This is a genomic window from Virgibacillus sp. LDC1, from assembly GCF_025792345.1.
GTDB classification, from domain to species: Bacteria; Bacillota; Bacilli; order Paenibacillales; family Paenibacillaceae; genus Paenibacillus_AQ; species Paenibacillus_AQ lautus.
Genome location: NZ_JAOXLZ010000001.1, coordinates 4205134 through 4226852, shown reverse-complemented (window position 1 = coordinate 4226852; position 21719 = coordinate 4205134). Strand labels below are relative to the sequence as shown.

Below are 21719 nucleotides of genomic sequence, written 5' to 3'. Positions count from 1 at the left end.
GGAAGAAGGGGAATTAGATGGAACAACAACGCGTTTTTGGTGATTTTCACTCTATCCTGTCCGAGAGCGGGACTTGGAAGATCGGCGGTTTCCCGCTGCCGGACGGTTCATTCTGGGAATATCGCGAGCCGAATGCGGTCGTAATCGTCCGCAACGGCATCCTGTACGTGCGCGCGCCGCTCACCCGCCAGAATGATCAAATCCAAATTCTTGATAATGCCAAGCATATGTACTACTCCAATGAAGAGGTGGAAGTGCCGGAATCCGGCGAGGTGACCTTCGGGCTTCAAATTCGGGCACGCACCCAAGGTACGGTTCCCGGAGATCTGTATGACGGCTACGTATCTTTGAACCTGCTGGATTTCAGTACGGGCGCAGCACTGGACTTTTTTGCGTCGAATGACAAATACGCCAGCGTGTATGCCGTCCTGCCGTTTCCGGGCGTGCAGGTGCCGGAATCGGACAAGACTCGTTACTTCTGCATTTTCAAAGAGGAAGATACACACTTCACGCCGCGGGAATTCAACACGTACAAAATCACGTATAACCGTGCTGATGACGAAGCCATCTTCTATGTGAACGGTGAAGAGATCCGCCGGGAGAAGAACATCCCGATCAAGTTCAACAAATTCACCATCGCCTTGGGCATCATGACCGAAAAAGACCTTACGCCGCAGGGCAGCGTATCCGTGCATGGACAAACCGTGATTGCCGAATACTCTCCCGTGACGGTTACGATAAAAGAGTAGTGTTTATATAGTAGAAAAAAGATCATGCTCATAGATGTGGGCATGATCTTTTTTCGTGTAAGTGGCTCGGCTGCGCCCCGAGACGAAGCCAAGCCTGCAAGCCTGTGAGTCCCAAAGGGATTTACAGCATGTCTGGCCATTCGGAGGTCGAGCCAGGGGCAGTCCTTCAAGCCAAGCCGGCAAGCCTGTGAGTTCCAAGGGGACTTTACAGCTTGTGCGGCCATAGGCCAGGCACGCTGACCGTGTCGAACGGGTCAGCTTAGCCCCTCCCCGTCCAGCCCCCGAAAAGCCATCCCTGAGAAGAGGGATGGCTCTCTTTGTGGGAAAGATTGGAGGCCGAGCCCAAGAAAAGAGGATGTATCGGTGGAGGAGACCTGGCGTTCGCCTTTGAAACCGGGAAAATACCGCAAAAATATCATCCTGTTTTCCTGGTTTCAACAGCGACCGGAACGGATACATCCTCCTTAGAACAGAGCCGACAATCTTGATTAAGCGGGACGGCACCGGGGACCAGCAGTCCCTCCAAGCCGGGAAGCCTGTGAGACCAAAAGGGGATTCACAGCATGCCCGGCCATAAATCTGGCTAGCTGACCATGTTGAACGGGTCAGCTTAGCCCCTCCCCGTCCAGCCCCCGAAAAGCCATCCCTGAGAAGAGGGATGGCTCTCTTTGTGGGAAAGATTGGAGGCCGAGCCCAAGAAAAGAGGATGTATCGGTGGAGGAGACCTGGCGTTCGCCTTTGAAACCGGGAAAATACCGCAAAAATATCATCCTGTTTTCCTGGTTTCAACAGCGACCGGAGCGGATACATCCTCCCTAGACCAGGCCGACTAATCTTGATCACTAAAAAAGAAAAGCCACCCCATATACTACAGGATGGCTTTAACCATTATTTTATTTCAGATCTTCAATCGAATTTGCTTCCACGTAGGATGGAACCACCAGTCCGGTTTTTACGCCTTCCATGTTAGCGCCAAGGTCTTCGACTTGGTCCTTGAACTTATCCCAGTAGTCGGCATGCGTTAATGGCAGCCAAGCGGCTACAGTTGCATCCACGTCGCCGTTGGCAACGCCGGTCCACATCGGGCCTGCTTCAACTTGAAGCGCATCAACTTTGTATCCGAGCTTGTCTTCCATGATCACTTTCAGCAGATTGGTGCTGGCGATCTCGGAATCCCAGGCCACATAACTGAATTTGAAGCTTTTGCCGTCAACCGGCTGAACGCCTTCGAGCCAGGCATCGACTTTCTCCGCATTGCTGTCTGCCCATTCCTTAGCGGCAGCTTCAGGATCTTGCCCTTCTTGAATCGCCGTCATAATCTGACCCATATCATCGGATGTCCACTTGAAATTACTCAGGAACTTGTAGGCTTCCGGATGATCTTCTTTCAGTCCAAGACGGACAACGGTGTGAATTTCTTCCGCTTCACCATATACCTTCTTTGGATCTTCCAGGTATTTCAGGTCATACTTGGCAAACATCCAGTGTGGAGTCCAACCGGTAATAATGATGGGATCCTCGTTCTTGATGGCTTTGTTGAGGGTTGCCGTCATGGCAGCACCGGAGCCTTCGACCAGTGTCCAGTCGGTCAATCCATATTCTTCAATAGCAGCAGCCGTGGCTTTCATGATACCCGCACCTGGATCAATACCGATGATTTCATGTTTCACTTGTTCGCCGAGGGAAGCAGTAGAACCGCCGTCAGCCCCATTGTCCGTCGTTCCATCCGTACCGCCGTTTCCTCCCTGTCCGCAAGCAGACAGGACGAGGATAGCAGCCAAGCTCAGTAGCAACCAAAACTTCTGTTTCTTCAAATTAAGCACCCCTTTTTTTCGATTTAAATATATTTTGTGTAAAGCGGTCGAGGACAATCGCCAAAATGACGACAGCCAAGCCGGCTTCAAACCCTTTACCAATTTGCAGCTGAGTTACGGCCCGGTAGACCTCGGCACCGATACCTTGGGCACCGATCATCGAAGCGATGACGACCATCGACAAGGACAGCATGATGGTCTGGTTAATGCCGGCCATTAAGGTTGGCATCGCCAATGGAAGCTGAACCTTGAACAATTTCTGTCCTGAAGTCGAACCGAACGCATCGGCAGCCTCCGTCAGTTCACCTGATACTTGCATAATCCCAAGGCGGGTCAGGCGAATCGTTGGCGGAATGGCGAAGATAACCGAGGCGATCACCCCTGGAACCACGCCCAAACTGAAGAATGTGACGGCAGGAAGCAAATAGACAAACGCCGGCATGGTTTGCATAAAGTCGAGAACCGGTATAATCACGCGGGATGCCGACTTGCTGTAGGCCGCCCATATCCCCAGTGGAACACCAAGGATAACGGAGATCAATGCTGCCGTGATCACGAGGCTCAGCGTACTCATCGTCTGTGACCAGTAGCCCAAGTTATCGATAAGCAGAAAACCGATGGCTGTGAATAAAGTCAATGGCAGACGGCCTAATAAATAGGCAATGACAGCCAGAATGACGATGAACAGATACGGATGAGGGAGCATGAACAAATCGGTAAACAATTGCACGACGTTTTCAATGATGAAGGCGATGGCGTCAAAGAAACCGGAGAAGACGTCTCCCATCCATTCAACCAAGGAATCAATCCAGCTAGCGAGTGGAATCTTAGGCATCTTGCGTCACCTCCTCGCTCTTGCTTTCTCCAGCCAAGGCACCAAGAACAGCACCGCGGACGATAACACCCATCAATCTGCCGGTATCATCCACAACGGCCAAAGGCACTTTGGACATACTTGTAATTTCAAACAATTCATTCAGCAATGTATCGGGTCCGACACTTGGACCGTCTGTAATAAGAATATCCGCAAGCTTGCGGTTATTCTTCATGGCATCCGACGCATCTTCGGCCGTAATGACGCCAAGCAGCTTCTTGGAACGGTCGATGACGAACAGGTTCGAGATCCCCCGTTCACGCATAAGCTCCAGCGCAACGCGAGGCCCGCGATCCATCGTAATGGTCTCCGGACGGCGCATAACCCGTGAAGCGGTAAGCACCTTGGACAGATCGACATCTTCCACGAACCGCTCAACATAATCGTTGGCAGGCTGTGTCAAAATTTCTTCCGGCGTGCCGATCTGTACGATCGAGCCGTCCTTCATCAAGGCAATGCGGTCGCCGATTCGAAGTGCTTCGTCCAGATCGTGAGTGATGAACACGATGGTTTTCTTCATTTTGTCCTGAAGCTCGATCAGTTCATCCTGCATGTCTCTGCGGATGAGCGGATCCAGTGCGCTGAAGGCTTCGTCCATCAGCAGAATCTCCGGATCATTGGCGAGTGCGCGGGCAAGCCCGACACGCTGCTGCATGCCGCCGCTGAGCTGATCGGGCATTTTTTCCTCCCAGCCCTTCAAGCCTACAAGCTCAAGCGACTTCATGGCTGCTTCGCGGCGCTTGCTCTTGTCTACTTTTTGAATCTCTAACCCGTATTCCACATTGTCTACAACCGTACGATGGGGGAACAAGGCGAACTTCTGGAACACCATGCTGATTTTTTTGCGGCGAACTTCCCGCAGCTGTTCCTTGTTCATTTTTCGAAGATCCTTGCCGTGAATCAATATTTCGCCCGATGTTGGTTCAATCAACCGATTTAGCAAACGGACCAAGGTAGACTTGCCGCTGCCTGACAACCCCATGATGACAAAAATCTCGCCTTCATGGATATCGAAGCTGACACGGTTAACGCCAACCGTTATATTTTTCTCTTTCGCAATTCGCGCTTTACTCCAGCCTTGCTCGAGCAGTTGAAGCCCTTGTTCCGGGTTCGCACCGAACAATTTGCTGACTTTGTTAACTTGCAGAATAGCCAAAAGTACTCCTCCTTTTTATTGTATAGAGACGCGTCCATTTGACCGAGTCTTCTTATTCCTGTCATCTCGTAAACCCATGTCACCCATTGTAACAACCGATACGTAAAGTATCAAACGTTATATCCGTACGTAAAGTACGTACAGTAAAAACTGTACAAAGTTATCCTTTGAAATGCTCCCATATGCTCCGATATCCTCCAGAGCGATCTTCTTTACTTTTAAAATAGCTTTCCCTACAATAGATCAGAGAATGTGTGTGGATTCTGCTTGTTTAGATTTCATTGAGATCGTTCACACTACACTTCGAGTCCACCTAGTTTTGTTATGTTGACATGACTTCTTGGATGGCTACAGATAGAGGAGGCTGCAAGCATGGGCTTGTACCATTTAGATGATGAACGGCAGGCAGCCGTGCATAAGATTCGTAAGCGTGTCATTGAAAATATTGGACGAAATATGGATTTGTACGGCATTCCACTCTCAACGGGACATTTATACGGACTGCTTTATTTTGCGGATAAACCGATGAACCTGGATGAAATGGGACAGGAAATGAAGATGAGCAAGACCAGCATGAGTACAGGCGTGCGGACGCTGCTAGATTATAAAATGGTAAACAAGGTGTGGGAGAAGGGTTCCCGCAAGGATTTGTATGAAGTGGAGTATGACTGGTACCAGACCTTCTTGGATTTCTTCGATATTAAATGGCGTAAATCGGTGGAGAGCAACATTCTGGTCCTGCGCAAAGCGCTCGACGAAACAGAGAAGCTCCGTAAAGCGCATGAAGATGACGAAGAGCTGGCAGCGGTGCTGCAAGAGGATCAGGCGAAGATGCGCGAGGCCGTTGCTTACTATAAATGGCTGGAACGATTGATTGATACTTTTGTGGATGGCGATATCTTTAAGTATGTGCCGAAAGAACCTCCGGAAGGTGAATCCTGATATTGAAAATCGGGGAATTCCCCAGTATAATGTGGAGTAAGGCAATGCTTACCCAAGAGGTACAACCTGATTTTATCGGGTTGTGCCTTTTTTTGTTATCTGGCATTGTCTGGATGAATAACCGCACGCAAGTGCATGTGGTGCAAAAATAGTCAGGAGGGGTTAGAATGGTCAGTATGTCCTCAAGAATGGTAGAAATTGCAGATTTTCCATCGGTTCACCTAAGCAATACCCGAAGTTTGTATGTATATCTTCCACCCAGTTATCATGAGAATACGGAGAAGCATTATGCCGTACTCTATATGCATGACGGGCAGCATGTATTTGCAGCGGATGAGCGAGGCGGCTCGTGGGATATGCATGTCACCGCAGATCGCTTGGTTTCCGAAGGACGGATGGAAGAGATTATCATCGTTGGTATCGCTACGGTTCCCCATCAAAGACTGAACGAGTACTTCCATGACAATCCAAGGATGCATCAGGTATTCGATCCCCCGTTTGCTGGCGAACGGTACGAATCATTTATTATTGAAGAAGTCATGCCATATATCAATCAGACTTATCGCACGTTAAGGGGCCCGGAGCATACGGCCATGATGGGTTCGTCCGCGGGCGGGATCGTCACCTACAATATCGGCTTCCGCAGGCCGGATGTGTTCGGAAGCATTGCGGTCATGTCGCCTTATTTCGTCAAAGCCCATTTTGATGCTCAGGGGGAGCTTAAGGAACACCCCTTCTATGAAAGATACGGTACGCACCCAAATCTTAAGTTATGGCTTGATATGGGCGGTGCGGAAGGGGTCTTCATGGAAAAATATGCACGGGAGGAAGCGGAACGCTTGATCCAAGACGGCTTTGTGCCGGGAGAAGATCTCATACTGTTCCTTGATCCGGGGGCGGCTCACAGTCAAAGCGATTGGGCAGGCAGAGCGCAGGCGCCGCTGCTGTATTTTTTCGGCGACGTTGGAGAACCGGCCTCGATTAAGCTGTATGGAGATGGCGTCGTAGGGGTAACCGGGCCCGTCAAACAACTGAATCCGGTCATTACATACGACAGCGGATTTGTGCAAACGTTGATGAACGGAACATATCATGTAGAGGATCCGGAATTGCTCACGCTGCTGCCGGACGGAACGCTGAAGCCTAGAACTCCCGGCAGTACCCGGATTACGCTGCAAATCGGAAGCTTGATCGCGGATAAAGAGATTACGATTGTAGAAGAGCTGCCTGAGCTTGTGAAAGTCACGATTCAGGTGAAGGTACCGCCTTCCACGCCGGTTTCCCCCGCGATCTATGCCGGATTTGAGATTCCTTACTGCGGAGAGGGCTTATATAGGGGAAGTGCGATGGTACCACATGGTTTGTCTTTTACGTTCAAGGTATCAAGAGGCTTTGGACTGCATGAGAAGATCGGGGATCCTAAAGTGAAACGGCGTTCTTTTACGGCATCGTCCGAGATGGAGCTGTTTTATGAGGTTGAGGACTGGGATGCTTGAATTTGAGTTGAATTGTAATCGGAGGATGAATCGGCATGACCATCAGATCAGCAAGACCACAGGATGCAGCTGCAGCGATAAGGCTGCTGTACGATGCACTGCACGATGTGGCGCATCAATTAACAGGGGAAGACAGTGAAGAGAAAGTGCTTGAAGTGCTGGAGCAATATTTCCGGGCGGACGAGGGCAGGCTCAGTTACCGTCAGGCTGCCGTGAAAGAGATCGACGGCGAGGTGGCCGGCATGATCGTAGCTTACGGCGGCGATCAAGCGGCCGAATTGGATCGTCCGATGTTGGATCGTTTGCGGAAGCTCAAGAATGACCCTTCCATAGCGCTGGACAAAGAAGCGGACGAGGATGAGTACTATATCGATACGCTATCCGTTTCACCGCAGTTTGGAGGAAAGGGGATTGGTTCGGCTCTTATTCAACATGCGGAGAATCGGGCAAAGGAGCTTACCTATCGTAAAATTGCTCTCGCCGTGGTGACGGACAATCATCGAGCCCATTCTTTGTACGAAAGACGAGGTTATAAAACAGATAAGGAAATCATGATTAACGGGCATGTTTATTATCATATGGTCAAACCCGTTTAGAAAAAAAAGAAACAATTTATAAGCCGCCTATTTACAAATGGTAATAGGTGGTTTATTATTGTGTCATATCGATCTAAAAAATTAGAATGATAAACTAAATTAGAACAAACGAAAATAACCGTATGAATTACACAATTAGAATGACTATTTCGTTTAGAATGGAGTGTTTGCGTCATGGATCAAGATCAAAATCAGAGCATTGAAATATCGGTGGAACAAGCGAAGCTGCTGGGCAGCGCCCAGCGGGTGAAAATACTCGGAACCATACTGGATATCGCGAAAACCTCCAAGCAAGTCGCGGATGAATTGGGAGATTCGCCGGGAAGCATCCACTACCATATACAGAAGTTATATGACGGCGGTCTGATAGATTTGGTGGAGACCCGGACGGTCGGCGGCATCGTTGAGAAATATTATAAATCCAAAGCGAAGTGGTTTAACACCAAGGGAACGCAAACGATGGACCCGGTTCTTGCCGAAGATTATGAAGCAGCGACCCGAACCCGAATTAGCTTGAGGCTGCAGCTGAACGCCGACCAATATGAAGAGATGACAAAGGAATTCCGGGAGCTCCTCGAAAAATGGGTGAACAAAACCATCGCGACCAAAGGGGAAGACTGCAAGGAGTATGCCGTAGGGATCAACGTGGTTTCGACGGAAACGTCCAAATAGGAAGGGGCTTCAAAGCCTCTTCTCCCAAACTATTAAATTTAAAAATGAAGGAGTTGTTTCTTTCGTGGAAATATTAAAGAATCGCAATTTTCTGCTGTTGTTCGTTGGCCGAATCCTTACGAATATCGGCGACAGCCTGTACGCGGTAGCGGCCATGTGGCTGGTGTATGATCTGGGGGGCTCGACGCTGTATACGGGACTTGCCGGATTCCTCTCGATTCTCCCCCGGATCATTCAATTGTTATCCGGCCCGATGATTGACCGCGTTCCTTTACGGGGGCTTCTGGTGTACACCCAGTTGTTTCAGGCGGTTCTTCTGTTGATCGTTCCGCTTGCATTTTATTTCGACTTTCTGACGGTTGGCGTTGTGCTTGCGATAACACCGATTCTATCCACGCTAAATATGTGGGTATATCCGGCCCAAATGTCGGCCCTTCCTAAAATTCTCGATAAGAAGCAGCTAACGCAAGGCAATTCGCTGTTCTCCTTAGCCTATCAAGGCATCGATGTCGCTTGTAACGCAATATCCGGCGTATTGATTATTGTGCTGGGCGCAGTATCCCTTTACTTATGGAATTCGATCGGTTTTTTCGTCGGAGCGCTGTTATTCTCGCAACTGAAAATCAAGAAGTCTATCAAAACTTCGGATAACAACGTAAATAACACATCGCCGAAAAGCACCGTAACTTCCAAACCTAAGCGTAATGCCCTTAAAAATTATTGGGCGGACATGAAGGAAGGCCTTAGGTACATTCTGGCAACCCCGCTCGCACGGGTACAGATGGGGATGATCGTCATCAATGCTGCGGGCGGCGCTACCTTTACGGTTATGCCTGCGTTCGCCGACAGCCTCGGTGGAGCCGGCGTCTACGGTATATTGCTTATGGCCCAGGCTTTCGGGAGTTTGCTGGGAGCGATCCTGGCTCCGTATTTGAAGCTGGAGCGCCTGCCCCTTGGATATATTTTTGCCGGAGCGTTTTGTTTATCGGGCGCTGCCTGGTGTCTCAGCGTATTCACCCCATGGACATGGCTTGTCGTTCTGGTATATGGTCTGGCCTGGTTTCCCGGAGGCATTACGAACGTCATCATTAATTCGGTCATTCAGAAGGCGATACCCCAGAAAAGATTGGGTACGGTGTTCGCGGCAGCTAGCGGGCTCAGCGGAATTGCCATGCCGCTTGGCAGCCTGATCGGAGGTGCTCTTGGCATTGTTGCGGCAGGTTCCTCCGTTATCGCGGGATGCGGAATCGTCGTGCTCTGCGTAGGGATCTTCTGGATCTTTGACTCGACTACCCGCAGTCTTCCGTCACCTGACAATGTAGATGAGGAATGGTTTGCGCCTTATACGAATGAAACACCTGAGAAGTCCATTTCTATGCAAACAGCCCCTTAGAGTTGGCTAACGTCGATCATCTTCCATGCTTTACAGAGGTCAGAAGAAGATGGCCCGTACTGGAATTTCTCAAAGATTGAACCGGGGATGAATCAGCGATCGACGGATTCGCCCTCGGCTCTTTTTTTTTCGCTTAAGTGAAGTATAAACGCCTGCTGCGTCCCACCGTAACGGTGCTTGTCAGGCTAGTCTGCATAATGTGACCAAGTCCCTCATAGACATGTATCAATCAAGTCAAAACAAGTGTTGAAGGGGATGATGACATGCGCCGGATTTCATGGGTGCTGCTCGCGGTAGTATTATGCTTAACAACAATACTGGCGGGATGCGGGAAGAAGAATGCAGACAGCGTTGTGAAGGATCTGGGCAAGGTGGCTGATAAGCTGGAAAGTGCCAAGGGCGCTTACCAGGGAGCGGGCGTTATGACCATACATACCGGTTCGGCGCCGCAGGAGTATCAGGTTGAGGTATGGTACCAGTCTCCATCTTACTACCGGATCAGCTTAACCAATGGGCAAAAGGATATTACGCAAATCGTGCTTCGCAACGATGACGGCGTGTTCGTTCTGACGCCTAGCTTGAACAAGAGCTTCCGCTTCAAGAGCGATTGGCCGGATAATCAGGGACAGGTATATCTGTACCAAACGCTGCTTAGCAGCATTTTGAGCGACAACACCCGTCAGTTTGCCGAGGATAAGGATAGTTATGTGTTTGATGTGGCTGCCAATTACCACAGCCATTCCTTGATTCGTCAGAAGATTTGGCTCGCCAAGGACAACTACACGCCGAAACAGGTGCAAGTGTCGGACTCCGAAGCGAATGTGGTGGTTGAGGTGAAATTCAACACCTTTACTTTCGATACGAACCTGACCAAGGATTCGTTTGATACGAACAAGAATCTCAGTGCCATGAACGATGCGAAGGGGACGATGGCGGAAGTGGACGAGAACGGGATACCGGTGGTTTCCACGACGGAGGGGAACGGTACTCAGGGAACCGAGGGCTTGACGGAAACGGCTGCCGGCGGCGACATGGGGTCCTTCGGCATCATCTATCCGGAATATGTGCCTGCAGGGGTCACGAACAAGGACACCATGGAAGTTCCGGAGAGCAAGGATCATGCCGTTATTCTGAAGTATGACGGTGTGTACCAATACACGATTATGGAATCCAGACCGGTGGATCGTGCGGTTTCCCTCGTACCGGGCGAGGCGGTGTATATCGATTTCACGACGGTTGGCCTGCTCACCGGCGATCAGCAAAGAACGCTGACCTGGAGTTCGGAAGGCGTAGAATACCGGATCACGAGCGCCAACCTGCCTGTCGAAGAAATGAAGAAAGTCGCTGCTTCCATGCAGGGAGAATCGGGTAAATAATACGAAGTAGGCGGATACCGAGCATTGAAGGAGGGCAAAATTCCGACAATGAGGCCATTCGCCTCTTTTCCAAATAAAGACACTCCGTCCGTGGGCCAATCGCCATTTCTTGCAGATATTCCGATGTTTCACCAAGTTTCGCCACCCGGGGGAACCACGAGCCTCATAAATAAGCAGTTTGTCTCAATTGACAGTTGCTCCCGGGAACATTACCATTAATCTATTGTAAAGCATAATGCTTTTTTCAAAATGGTAAGAAGGTGACTGGAATTGCAAGCGATATATCGACCTACCCTGGCGGAGATCAACCTGGACCATCTGCGCGCCAACTATAACGCTTTTCGTGATGCGCTGCCAAGCCACATGAAATTGCTTGCTTGTGTGAAGGCTAACGCCTATGGTCACGGAGCTGTAGAAGTGGCACGCGAACTTCAGCAACTGGGGGTGGCTTACTTAAGCGTAGCTTTCCTGGATGAAGCACTCGAGCTTCGGCAAGGAGGCATCTCTAGCCCGATCCTGGTGCTCGGTTATACACCACCGGAGGCTGTAGAGATCGCTTACGAGCATGATGTAACCATAACCCTGTTCAGTTCGGAAGTGCTCCAAGCGATAAAGGCACTGCCGGTCCAGCCGGAGAAGCCACTCAAGGTACACATCAAGATTGACAGCGGAATGGGTCGTTTGGGCCTGCTTCCAGGCGAAGATGCGATTTCTTTTATAGAAGAAGTATTTTCGCTGCCGCAGGTTGTTGTCGAAGGAATGTTTACCCATTTTGCAAGAGCGGATGAAGAGAACAAAGACTATACGTTGGGACAGTACCGCCGTTTTCAGGGCGTAGCGGACGCTCTTCGGGATAAGGACTACCATATCCCGATCATACATACGGGCAATAGTGCTGCTGCAATTGATACACCCGAATTATCCTATGATATGGTTCGTGTCGGCATCGGCTTGTACGGACTGTATCCTTCGGATGAGGTGAATCGAAAGACAGTGAGCCTCCGCCCTGTCATGACGTTAAAGACAAAGCTTGTCTACGTCAAAAATTTACCTCCGCATTCCGGTATCAGCTACGGGACGAAGTATGTAACGGAGGAGGAAGAGCAAATTGGAACCCTTCCCATCGGTTACGCCGATGGCTTCTCTCGTATGCTGAGCGGTAAAGTGGAAGTATTAATACGCGGCCGCCGCGTCCCTGTAGTCGGAACCATCTGTATGGACCAATGTATGGTATCGCTCAAACCTTTCGCCGATGAGGCGGAACAAATTAAAGCTGGTGAAGAGGTTGTACTCATCGGTCAGCAGTCTGGCGAATGCATCACGGCAGATGAGCTGGCGTCCAAGCTGGGGACGATCCACTACGAGGTCGTCTGCATGATTGCCCACCGGGTACCACGTCAGTATATACGTGATGATATACCCGTGAAGACCGTAAACGCACTCTGGAGCAACCTTTAAAAAGGCATGTCACCCTAAGTAATTTATTCAGGAAAGAAGGAATAAGTACAGACCTTCCCGAATTAGGAATATGTCGTTAAAGTCTGTACGAAAGTGTCGATTGTAGTTTATAATGATATGCAGCATACTTGATATACCTTCGGCATATATATTCTTTTGTATAATTTTCCTTGAATAATGTAATACTGGTGCACAGGCGAGAAGGTTGTGGGGGTGTAATAGAGGGTGGCCAATATGCAGAACACCAAACGAATCATGATCAGTTTACCGGATCATCTTTTGCAGGAAGTGGACGGGATCGCTCAGCTGGAAAATTCCAACCGCAGTGAGCTTATTAGGCAAGCCATGAAGTTGTACCTGAATGAACGGAAGAAACGTTACATTCGTGAATCCATGCAGCGAGGTTATATGGAAATGGCCAAAATTAACCTGACCATGGCTTCTGAGGCGTTTCACGCGGAGGAAGATGCAGACAACACTCTAGACCGCTTAGTAAGCGGGGTGTAGACAGTGATCGTTAAACGGGGCGACGTATTTTTTGCGGATTTATCACCTGTTGTCGGTTCTGAGCAGGGCGGCGTAAGGCCGGTCCTTGTCATTCAGAACGATATCGGCAACCGGTTTAGTCCGACTGTGATTGTTGCAGCCATTACGGCACAGATTCAAAAAGCCAAGCTGCCGACTCACGTCGAAATCGACGCGGCGTCGCATGGATTTGACCGGGATTCCGTCATTTTGCTAGAGCAGATCCGGACGATTGATAAGCAGCGGCTAACCGACAAAATCACCCATCTTGATGATGAAATGATGAGTAAGGTGGATGATTCCCTGCAAATAAGTCTGGGCTTGATTGATTTTTGATTTCATTCAAGCGCTAACGTTTTCCACATAGAATGTTATGACTAAAAACCCTCAAGGAGTGACTCCTTGAGGGTTTTTATATGGAGGTATGGATGACGGCTCGGCAATTGCTGCATGAGACTGGAGATGGGTGGATTACGTGTTTGTAGGTATGAGGATGTAGGCCGTAGTGACCGCCGCTGCAATAAACAAAAGGCAGGCAACGGACCAGGCAATCGCATGTTTGTCATTCATCTAAGGTGACCTCCTGAATTTAATGAGGTGTGGATAGCCGGCAGCTGCATTTTCGTACTATAAGAATATAAATAAAATCTTAAAATCAGATGAAATTGACATTAAAAGCAGCTTAAAGCCTTATGAAGTGAGTGATGTAGTGGAAATGAGCGCTTAAGTTTGGGATAATAGCAAATATAGTTTCATTGAAGAAAGAGGGATATCATTGTCTGAATTAGAAGCTGTTGTGGAAGTAAATGAAGAACAGATTCGCAAGGAAGAATCGAAACGGATCGTGAAGCAGATCGCGAAGGAGCTTCAATTGTCCGAAAAACAGGTGCGCACGACCGTTGAACTTCTGGATGAGGGCAATACCATACCGTTTATTGCGCGTTACCGTAAGGAAATGACAGGCGAACTGGATGAGAACCAGTTACGTGATATTGAAGAGCGGACAGGCTATTTGCGCAATCTCGAGGTCCGTAAGCGGGAAGTCATCCGCATCATAGAGGAGCAAGGCAAGCTGACGGAAGATCTGAAGGCGTCGATTACGGCCGCCGTTAAGCTGCAGGAGGTAGAAGATCTCTACCGTCCGTATAAGCAAAAGCGTAAAACCCGGGCAAGCGTCGCCAAGGAAAAAGGACTTGAGCCGCTGTCGGAGTGGATATGGTCGCAGCCGAAGCAGGCTGATGTGATGGTTGAGGCAGCCAAGTATGTCGATGAGGAGAAGGGTGTGGCTTCGGCAGAAGAGGCTGTGCAAGGCGCGATGGATATACTGGCCGAGAACATTGCCGATGACGCAACCGTTCGTTCCTGGGTACGCAGATACAGTATGGACCACGGCATTTTGACCTCAGAGGCGAAGGATACCGAAGTGGAATCCGTATACGAGAACTATTACAATTACCGGGAACTGGCAAAGAAAATGCCGCCGCACCGGATTTTGGCCATTAACCGGGGAGAGCGCGAGAATATTCTGAAGGTGGGGCTTGATGTTCCTTCCGAATCGGTTCATGCCTATATCGGCAAGCAGGTGCTTAAAGGTCCTTCTGCCGTCACAGACATTCTTACGGCGGTGATCGAGGATTCATACAAGCGTCTCATTGCCCCATCGATTGAACGGGAAGTACGGGGGGAGCTGACGGAAAAAGGGGAGAACCAGGCGATCTCCATCTTTGCCGGCAACCTGCGCAGCCTGCTGCTGCAGCCGCCGGTGAAGGGACGCTGTGTGCTGGGTGTTGACCCGGCATACCGTACCGGTTGTAAGCTGGCGGTGGTCGATGATACGGGCAAGCTGCTTGAGGTGGCCGTAACCTATCCGACGCCGCCGGCCAACAAGAAGCAGGAGGCCGCCGCGAAGTTTAAGGAGCTGATTGCCAAATATGGCATCAAGCTGATTGTCATTGGAAACGGTACGGCATCCCGTGAAACGGAGCAGTTCGTAGCGGAAGAAGTCATTGCGGAACTTGCCGACCCTGAGCTTGCTTACCTCATTGTAAACGAAGCCGGGGCGAGCGTGTATTCGGCTTCAAAGCTGGCGCAGGAAGAGTTCCCTGATCTGGATGTCGCCGAGCGCAGCGCAGCCTCCATTGCACGCCGCGTGCAGGATCCTCTGGCCGAGCTGGTAAAGATCGATCCGAAATCGATCGGCGTGGGCCAATATCAGCATGACGTAACCCAGAAGCATCTGGAGGAGAGCCTGAAGGCCGTCGTGGAGTCTGCGGTTAACCATGTCGGGGTGGATGTGAATACGGCATCGCCGTCGCTGCTCTCCTATGTGGCTGGCATCAATGCCACCATTGCCAAAAATATCGTGAAATACCGGGAAGAAAACGGGAAGTTTGTCAGCCGGAAGCAGCTGCAGAAGGTTCCGCGTCTTGGTGCCAAGACCTACGAGCAGTGCGTGGGCTTTATGCGGATTTCGGAAGGCGAGAACATATTGGATCGTACCCCGATTCACCCGGAATCCTATGCAGTGGTTGACCGTTTATTCCAGGAGCTTCAGGTAAGTTTGGACAAGCTCGGAAGCAAGGAGCTCGCTGAACTGCTGGATGCCCAGCAGCCGGAGAACCTTGCCGTGAAGCTGGAGGTTGGCGTGCCGACGCTGCGTGATATACTGGACAGCTTGCAGCGTCCGGGACGTGATCCGCGGGAGGAATTGCCGCTGCCGATTTTCCGCCAGGACGTGCTGAAGATCGAGGACCTTATACCGGGAATGGAACTGCAGGGAACGGTGCGCAATGTCATCGACTTTGGCGCCTTTGTTGATATCGGTATCAAGAGCGACGGCCTGGTGCATATCTCCCAGCTGAGCGATGGATTTGTCAAACACCCGATGGATGTTGTCTCCGTAGGGGATAACGTTACCGTATGGGTGCTGAATGTAGATTTGAAAAAAGGCCGCGTCGGATTGACGATGCGCAAGCCGAAAGATCAGTCATAAGATCTGCTTAATAGAAGAAGAGCCGGATCTCCTTTGGGGAGAACGGCTCTTTTTTTCGTAATAGGTCAGGACAAAGCTAATGGAGCATGTCCTGGCGGTTAGTTTAGCCATGATCCAGCTTTAACAGCAGGACTTTTTTATCGTATCTCTCCAGACACCAGTGATATTTTGCCAATATTTTAGGTTCGACTATGGGAGCAGATACATCGAATTCATGAAAACCAAACTTCTTATAGAAATGCTGCAGTTCCTCAAACGGAATGCAGTATACGGTTTCCAAGCCCAATCTTTTCGATTCTTCTACCAAAAATGCGACGATTTCGTGCGCCAGAGATTGTCCTCTAAACTCGTCCAGAATATAAATACCGCCGAGCTCCGCCTCGTGGTCATTAAGTTTAACCAATCGGCCGACTCCTGCATCGTCGTCTTGCGACATCACGATCGCAATGATTTCATTGTCCAGTGTGCTTGGCTGGAACCCGATGTGTTCGTATTGTTGATTGACCCAGGTCAATTCTGCTGGAGTCACCCTTTTGATGCTCATGACTACTCACCTCAGCTTGATAATAATATATGTTGAGATACACTGCTCCCTAAACTAACGCGTCGGCTTAACGCTCGCTGTCCGATTGCTGCTTTTTCTTCGCCCGAAACCGTCTGACCTTCATCAGATTGCCGCACATTTTATCGTCGCAATAACGTTTGGAACGGTTCCGTGTATCGTCATAATATACCCACAGGCAATCCGGATTTGTGCAGATGCGGAACCGGGATAATTCGCCTTGCTCGATGGCTTGCGCAAAGGAGCCGGCAATCTCGGCAGTCACTGCTTGCAGGCCCGGATTTTGGGGGATATAAGTCAGCTCCAAGTTTTGATCCTCATCTATTTCCAGATGGCGAATAACGGGGCCAGCAGCCATCCAGCGGTTCAATGCCTCTATCTCCCTGGGCGAAGGTGGCTCTCCCGCGACGATGTGTTGAACACATGTTCGAAGGAAGGAGCGAAGCTGCCGGAGAAGTTCCAGTTCATCCGGGGTCAGCGGCAGGTTGACTTGAAGCTGATATTGGTTCCTGAAATCGGTGAGCCAATCCTCACGGGCAAGCCGGTCCTCGGATCGGCCGCTGCCTCTCCAGTCATGCCATTTGCTATTTATAAAATCATCCCATAACATGAAACCCATCCTTTCTCATTCATTATTGTAACAAGTGAAAATTTATGTTGCTAGTTACTTGTAATGAAGTCTAAACTGTGTTAATTTTTATGTAACATTCTATTTCATTTATGGTGGTTACAAAAAACGAAGCGGAGGCGATGGTGGTTATGAACATGAAGGAACTACTGCTCCAAAACTGGGATTATACGATGGGGCAAGAGGATTGGTATCCTCCAATTCTCCCTGCCCTGAGGGATGTGACGGTCGAGCAGGCTTTGTGGAAACCGGAAGGGCAGGCGGCGAATTCCATTTGGGAGAACGTGCAGCATTTGCTGTATTACAAGCAGCGTCTGCTCGCGAGATTGGAAGGTACACCGCTTCCTAATGAAGGGATAGGCAATGACGAGACGTTTCTCATTCATGACCCAAGTGAGGAGGCATGGAATACGGCTCGGGAGCAGATTCAAGATGTTCATGGCGCTTTAAGACACAAGTTTGAGGAGATGCCGGAGGCGGAGATCATCGAATCGCCTCAGCGAATCCTTAGCTTAATTATGCATGATGCATATCATACGGGACAAATTGTTTTTCTCCGGAAGCTTCAGGGCTCCTGGCCAGCTAAACGCAGCTTTCTATAAGTTCAAAATTCGACGCATTCAGCCCTAATCAAACGCAAAAATAAGCCGGACAGGGTGTCCGGCTTATTGTCATACATATGGATCGGTTGCAGTGCCCTAACGGGCATTCGTGTTTTCTTCACCCGGGGAATTCCGGTAAAAGTACCAGCATTCGTTCAGCAGCTTGATCTGACGTCTGTCCTTTTTACGAAAAGCGCGTGTCAATTGATTGCAGAGCCATTGCGGCAAGGGTATCTCCTCCTCTTGCTAATTCCATCTGTATGGATAGCATATGGGGAAAAAGCCCAAAGCGTGCAGGTCTACCTCGATTATAACGCTTCTTCCTCGTACCACTGCTCAAGCTGCGCTTGGAGAGCCCGAATCTCGGTAAGCAGCGAGATGAGCGGATATTCCGTTTCCTTAAGGGAAGCAAAGGCCTGCTCAAGCTCATTTATGTATTCCAGACCACCTTGAATGCTTAGCGATTCCTGCAGCAGATCCAGATTGTCGCATTCCGCTACAGCAAGAGGCAGCTGAGGTTTGCCTGCGGCGGTGAGTTTATCAATTTCCTTATTGAGGCGTAAATTTAGAGCACTGAGCTGGTAAGCATAGTCACTAGGCATTTCGACAAATAACAGCTCGTCCTGTCCTTTTAAAATAACGTAGCGCATGTTCGGCATGATTGCAGGTTCTCCCTCCATACTTTCTACTTGACAGTGTAGCCCAGAGAGAAGTTAAAATTCAAGTAGCATTTATAAGGCAAAAGGAAGGATCGGACAGGGTGACGATGAACGAGATGAGTAATGAAGAACTACAGGCATGGGTTGAGAAAATCTCGCTGGAGAGCTTTCGGGTTCCGTTCAGGCACAAGGCGACGTTTAACCGGCGATTGTCCTCGACAGGCGGCCGCTATTTCATGAAAAGCCATCATATCGAGATCAATCCGCATCAGCTGGCTACGCACGGCAGGGAAGAGGTGGAGAAGATCATCAAGCATGAGCTGTGCCATTATCATCTGCATATTGCGGGCAGGGGATATCGGCATCGGGACGCTGATTTCAAAAGCCTGCTGCAAGCCGTTGGAGGGAGCCGTTTCTGCAAATCCTTGCCGAAGGGCAAGACTGCGGGCCGTCGGGAGCCGGAACCTTATCGATATAAACTTCGCTGCAGCGCCTGCGGGACTGAATATCTGCGCAAACGGAAGATGAATCCGGCCCGGTATCGGTGCGGAAAGTGCGCCGGACGCCTTACGCTTCTGAAGCTTGACTCCCCTATGAAGTCATGATAAATTATTAGTATCCAACTTAATGTTCCCTGATAGCTCAGTTGGTAGAGCACTCGACTGTTAATCGAGTTGTCACAGGTTCGAGTCCTGTTCGGGGAGCCATATGGAGAGATACCCAAGTGGCTATAAGGGGACCCTCTGCTAAGGGGTTAGACTGCGTAAGCGGTGCGAGGGTTCGAATCCCTCTCTCTCCGTTGAGCGTTACATCGAAGAAAGCTCCCATCACAAAGTGATCGGGGGCTTTTTTTTTGCAAAGGGATGAGAACCCTAGATAGGGTTCGTCGGAGCATAAGCGGCGTTAGGAATACTTCGCAGTCTCGACCGAAGGGAGAGTATCCCTTTCTCTTTCGTTGAACTTGAATGGGGGAGAGCTCAATGAAACAGATTATTGCCATGGGTGGCGGCGGTTTCTCGATGGAACCGGATAATCTCTTGCTTGATCGCTATATTTTGGCACAAGTACCGAAAGAAATGCCTAAGGTGTGTTTTGTTCCGACGGCAAGCGGGGATGCGGATGGTTATGTTGAACGTTTCTATCATGCTTTCCGGACACTGCCGTGCACTCCCAGCCATCTGTCACTGTTTCAGCCGAACTTTGCCGATCTTCGGTCTTTTGTACTCAAGAAGGATATCATCTATGTTGGCGGGGGCAATACCCGGAATATGCTCGTCTTGTGGAAGGAATGGGGCTTGGATCAGATACTCAAAGAGGCTTATGAACAGGGTGTCATCTTAACCGGGTTAAGCGCTGGTTCCATTTGTTGGTTTGAGCAAGGGGTGACGGACCCGTTGAACGGGCCTCTGTACAAGCTTGAGGGTTTGGGTCTATTACAAGGCAGTCATTGCCCGCATTATGATGGTGAGAGCAAAAGAAGACCTGCCTATCATAAACTAATGCTTCAAGGTGAAGCACAAGCGGGATATGCTGCTGGTGATGGGGCTGCATTGCATTTTATGGAGGGACGGTTGCATAGAATCGTAAGCTCAAGGAAAAATGCATATGCATACCGTGTGGAGCGCGAAGGAAATAGCGTTCAAGAAGCGAAGTTAACGCCGGACTTTTTAGGCTGATTTATTGGCCGAAAAAGCTCCAAAAATAAATATTAAAATTCACGAAAAAAAAGCTTGCCAGCTTTTTTGAAATTATGCTATACTCAATCTTGTCGTCACGGCGACGTGGTTAAAGTGGCCCGTTGGTCAAGGGGTTAAGACACCTCCCTTTCACGGAGGTAACAGGGGTTCGAATCCCCTACGGGTCACCACTTTCTATATAACTTCGGGAATGAGAATCCCGTCGGTTCGTCGGAGCATAACCCTCCGTTAGGATAAGCTTCGCAGTCTCGAACGAAGAGAGAGTATCCCCTACGGGTCACCACTTTCTATATAACTTTCTTATATGGCAGCAGCATGATTGTCATCGAGAGCCATTAGCTCAGTTGGTAGAGCACCTGACTTTTAATCAGGGTGTCGAAGGTTCGAGCCCTTCATGGCTCACCATTTTTATGAAGTAACGAAATGATGTACCCCTTATATTATGCGGTAGTGGTGGAATGGCAGACACGCTATCTTGAGGGGGTAGTGGGTGTATACCCGTGGAGGTTCGAGTCCTCTCTACCGCATACGAACATTAAGAAAAAGCTCCGCACTTTGTGTGGGGCTTTTTTTGCGTTTAAGATATCAGAAAGTAAAAACTTCGAAGTATGGCCTACCTGATATCGCAAGAAAAACAACCTCTAAACGCGGTCTGTCTTCTCTAGAATGCACGTCGATAGACGTTTTTTCTTACATCAAGGTTTACATAGGATTCATCACGGTTTTCATCGATTTTCAGTGCGCGTTTATGCAACACTGGTGTTTCATCTCTGGTCAGGAGTTTAATATCATAACGTGGACGAGCAGCAACTTCAAATTACCTATAAGGAGTGATTCAGAATGGCTAATAACAACAATGGAAAGATGAGCCGTGAAGAAGCAGGACGTTTAGGTGGAGAAGCAACAGCGAACAACCATGACAAAGAGTTCTACCAAGAAATCGGACGGAAGGGCGGCGAAGCAACTTCCCGGTCCCATGACAAAGAGTTTTATCAGGATATCGGTAAAAAGGGTGGAGAATCCACGTCAAACTCCCATGATAAAGAATTTTATCAAGAAATCGGCCAGAAGGGCGGGGAAGCGACTTCCGATTCCCATGGCAGGGAATTCTATGAGGATATCGGACGCAAAGGCGGCGAGGCTACCTCGGATTCCCACGGACGTGAGTTCTATCAAGAGATTGGGCAGCAGGGCGGCGAAGCCAGAAGCGGCAACGGCAGCGACGGAGACGGAGACGGCAAAATGAGCCGTGAAGAAGCGGGCCGCAAAGGCGGCGAGGCGAGAGCAAGGCAGCGCCAGCGGGGGAACTAATGACAATCCGGCGGATTTGAGAAGAAGTTCCCCTTGGAGGGGACTGAAATTCTCGCATGCGAAAGATCCGCCTCATATCATACCATTTGAAAGCAGCAGCTACGACTCCCTGACAGGGAGTGCGTGGCTGCTTTCTTTTTGCCTTGTATCGTCATGCAGCAAGGTGGAAAAGAGAAGATCGTGCTGGACTTTTGGGACAGTGTGTGATAATTATATG

General features: G+C 49.6%; 22 protein-coding genes and 5 tRNA genes. 20 read left to right on the top strand and 7 right to left on the bottom strand.

Translation table 11 applies throughout. From position 1 onward, the window contains the following. The first annotated feature begins 17 nt into the window (after positions 1–17). The gene (locus OHJ21_RS19080) at positions 18–749 is read left to right on the top strand and encodes a DUF6081 family protein (protein ID WP_486020877.1); all 732 of its coding nucleotides are present in this window, start codon (positions 18–20) and stop codon (positions 747–749) included. Between the two features lie 893 nt (positions 750–1642). Here OHJ21_RS19080 and OHJ21_RS19075 read toward each other — a convergent pair. The 3 genes from OHJ21_RS19075 to OHJ21_RS19065 are packed head-to-tail and all read right to left on the bottom strand — an operon-like array spanning position 1643 to position 4593. Further along, positions 1643–2563 (bottom strand): glycine betaine ABC transporter substrate-binding protein, encoded by a 921-nt coding sequence (locus OHJ21_RS19075; RefSeq protein ID WP_326114228.1) that lies wholly within the window; start codon positions 2561–2563, stop codon positions 1643–1645. A 1-nt stretch (position 2564) separates the two neighbouring features. Next, on the bottom strand, positions 2565–3398 hold the full coding sequence (locus OHJ21_RS19070; RefSeq protein ID WP_326114229.1) for an ABC transporter permease: 834 nt from the start codon (positions 3396–3398) through the stop codon (positions 2565–2567). Continuing rightward, on the bottom strand, positions 3391–4593 hold the full coding sequence (locus OHJ21_RS19065) for a quaternary amine ABC transporter ATP-binding protein (RefSeq protein WP_326114230.1): 1203 nt from the start codon (positions 4591–4593) through the stop codon (positions 3391–3393). The genes OHJ21_RS19070 and OHJ21_RS19065 overlap by 8 nt, the downstream gene beginning before the upstream one ends. A 372-nt stretch (positions 4594–4965) precedes the next feature. On the opposite strand from OHJ21_RS19065, the gene OHJ21_RS19060 reads away from it, so the two are divergent. From OHJ21_RS19060 to OHJ21_RS19015, 10 genes are all read left to right on the top strand, one after another. Beyond that, positions 4966–5535: a GbsR/MarR family transcriptional regulator gene (locus tag OHJ21_RS19060; RefSeq protein ID WP_100539090.1), complete on the top strand. Its 570-nt coding sequence runs from the start codon at positions 4966–4968 to the stop codon at positions 5533–5535. Positions 5536–5702: 167 nt separating this feature from the next. Continuing rightward, complete coding sequence (locus tag OHJ21_RS19055) at positions 5703–7031, top strand: alpha/beta hydrolase (protein WP_486020876.1); 1329 nt, start codon at positions 5703–5705, stop codon at positions 7029–7031. Positions 7032–7066: 35 nt separating this feature from the next. Further along, complete coding sequence (locus OHJ21_RS19050; RefSeq protein WP_100539088.1) at positions 7067–7627, top strand: GNAT family N-acetyltransferase; 561 nt, start codon at positions 7067–7069, stop codon at positions 7625–7627. 174 nt (positions 7628–7801) lie between these two features. Beyond that, on the top strand, positions 7802–8299 hold the full coding sequence (locus OHJ21_RS19045) for a winged helix-turn-helix domain-containing protein (protein ID WP_326114233.1): 498 nt from the start codon (positions 7802–7804) through the stop codon (positions 8297–8299). Between the two features lie 64 nt (positions 8300–8363). Beyond that, on the top strand, positions 8364–9692 hold the full coding sequence (locus OHJ21_RS19040) for an MFS transporter (protein ID WP_326114234.1): 1329 nt from the start codon (positions 8364–8366) through the stop codon (positions 9690–9692). A gap of 263 nt (positions 9693–9955) precedes the next feature. After that, complete coding sequence (locus tag OHJ21_RS19035) at positions 9956–11068, top strand: LolA family protein (RefSeq protein ID WP_100539085.1); 1113 nt, start codon at positions 9956–9958, stop codon at positions 11066–11068. 270 nt (positions 11069–11338) lie between these two features. Next, complete coding sequence (alr, locus tag OHJ21_RS19030) at positions 11339–12526, top strand: alanine racemase (RefSeq protein ID WP_127593375.1); 1188 nt, start codon at positions 11339–11341, stop codon at positions 12524–12526. A 225-nt stretch (positions 12527–12751) separates the two neighbouring features. Next, on the top strand, positions 12752–13033 hold the full coding sequence (locus tag OHJ21_RS19025; protein WP_028406492.1) for a CopG family ribbon-helix-helix protein: 282 nt from the start codon (positions 12752–12754) through the stop codon (positions 13031–13033). A 3-nt stretch (positions 13034–13036) separates the two neighbouring features. After that, entirely contained in the window at positions 13037–13387 is a 351-nt protein-coding gene (locus OHJ21_RS19020; RefSeq protein ID WP_006212388.1) for a type II toxin-antitoxin system PemK/MazF family toxin, read from the top strand. 439 nt (positions 13388–13826) lie between these two features. Continuing rightward, a complete protein-coding gene (locus OHJ21_RS19015) occupies positions 13827–16043 on the top strand; it encodes a Tex family protein (RefSeq protein WP_394054150.1) in 2217 nt (738 codons plus the stop codon). A gap of 103 nt (positions 16044–16146) precedes the next feature. Here OHJ21_RS19015 and OHJ21_RS19010 read toward each other — a convergent pair whose 3' ends face one another. Together OHJ21_RS19010 and OHJ21_RS19005 are read right to left on the bottom strand one after the other, a co-directional pair. Next, positions 16147–16587 (bottom strand): GNAT family N-acetyltransferase, encoded by a 441-nt coding sequence (locus OHJ21_RS19010; protein WP_326114238.1) that lies wholly within the window; start codon positions 16585–16587, stop codon positions 16147–16149. Positions 16588–16654: 67 nt separating this feature from the next. Next, positions 16655–17215: a CGNR zinc finger domain-containing protein gene (locus OHJ21_RS19005; RefSeq protein WP_394054151.1), complete on the bottom strand. Its 561-nt coding sequence runs from the start codon at positions 17213–17215 to the stop codon at positions 16655–16657. Between the two features lie 155 nt (positions 17216–17370). On the opposite strand from OHJ21_RS19005, the gene OHJ21_RS19000 reads away from it, so the two are divergent. Then, positions 17371–17835, top strand: a complete 465-nt coding sequence (locus tag OHJ21_RS19000; RefSeq protein ID WP_411830436.1) for a DinB family protein — start codon at positions 17371–17373, stop codon at positions 17833–17835. Positions 17836–17931: 96 nt separating this feature from the next. Here the strand turns inward: OHJ21_RS19000 and cmpA are convergent, their stop codons facing one another. Beyond that, positions 17932–18063, bottom strand: coding sequence for a cortex morphogenetic protein CmpA (gene cmpA, locus OHJ21_RS18995; RefSeq protein WP_326114240.1), 132 nt, complete (start codon positions 18061–18063; stop codon positions 17932–17934). An 80-nt stretch (positions 18064–18143) separates the two neighbouring features. After that, a complete protein-coding gene (locus OHJ21_RS18990; RefSeq protein WP_071222576.1) occupies positions 18144–18494 on the bottom strand; it encodes a hydrolase/acyltransferase in 351 nt (116 codons plus the stop codon). 116 nt (positions 18495–18610) lie between these two features. Between OHJ21_RS18990 and OHJ21_RS18985 the strand changes: the two genes are divergently transcribed. The 8 genes from OHJ21_RS18985 to OHJ21_RS18950 all read left to right on the top strand — a co-directional run bounded on the left by OHJ21_RS18985 (position 18611) and on the right by OHJ21_RS18950 (position 21502). Beyond that, positions 18611–19099 carry a SprT family protein gene (locus OHJ21_RS18985; RefSeq protein ID WP_207797488.1) on the top strand — a complete coding sequence of 163 codons (489 nt, stop codon included), beginning with the start codon at positions 18611–18613 and terminating at the stop codon, positions 19097–19099. A gap of 26 nt (positions 19100–19125) precedes the next feature. Then, positions 19126–19201, top strand: a tRNA-Asn gene (locus OHJ21_RS18980). 3 nt (positions 19202–19204) lie between these two features. Further along, a tRNA-Ser gene (locus tag OHJ21_RS18975) sits at positions 19205–19293 on the top strand. Between the two features lie 181 nt (positions 19294–19474). Beyond that, the gene (locus OHJ21_RS18970) at positions 19475–20170 is read left to right on the top strand and encodes a Type 1 glutamine amidotransferase-like domain-containing protein (RefSeq protein ID WP_486020875.1); all 696 of its coding nucleotides are present in this window, start codon (positions 19475–19477) and stop codon (positions 20168–20170) included. A 116-nt stretch (positions 20171–20286) separates the two neighbouring features. Further along, a tRNA-Glu gene (locus OHJ21_RS18965) sits at positions 20287–20361 on the top strand. Between the two features lie 159 nt (positions 20362–20520). Then, a tRNA-Lys gene (locus OHJ21_RS18960) sits at positions 20521–20596 on the top strand. Positions 20597–20635: 39 nt separating this feature from the next. Next, a tRNA-Leu gene (locus OHJ21_RS18955) sits at positions 20636–20718 on the top strand. 313 nt (positions 20719–21031) lie between these two features. Beyond that, positions 21032–21502, top strand: coding sequence for a KGG domain-containing protein (locus OHJ21_RS18950; protein WP_486020874.1), 471 nt, complete (start codon positions 21032–21034; stop codon positions 21500–21502). The last annotated feature ends 217 nt before the right edge of the window (positions 21503–21719 follow it).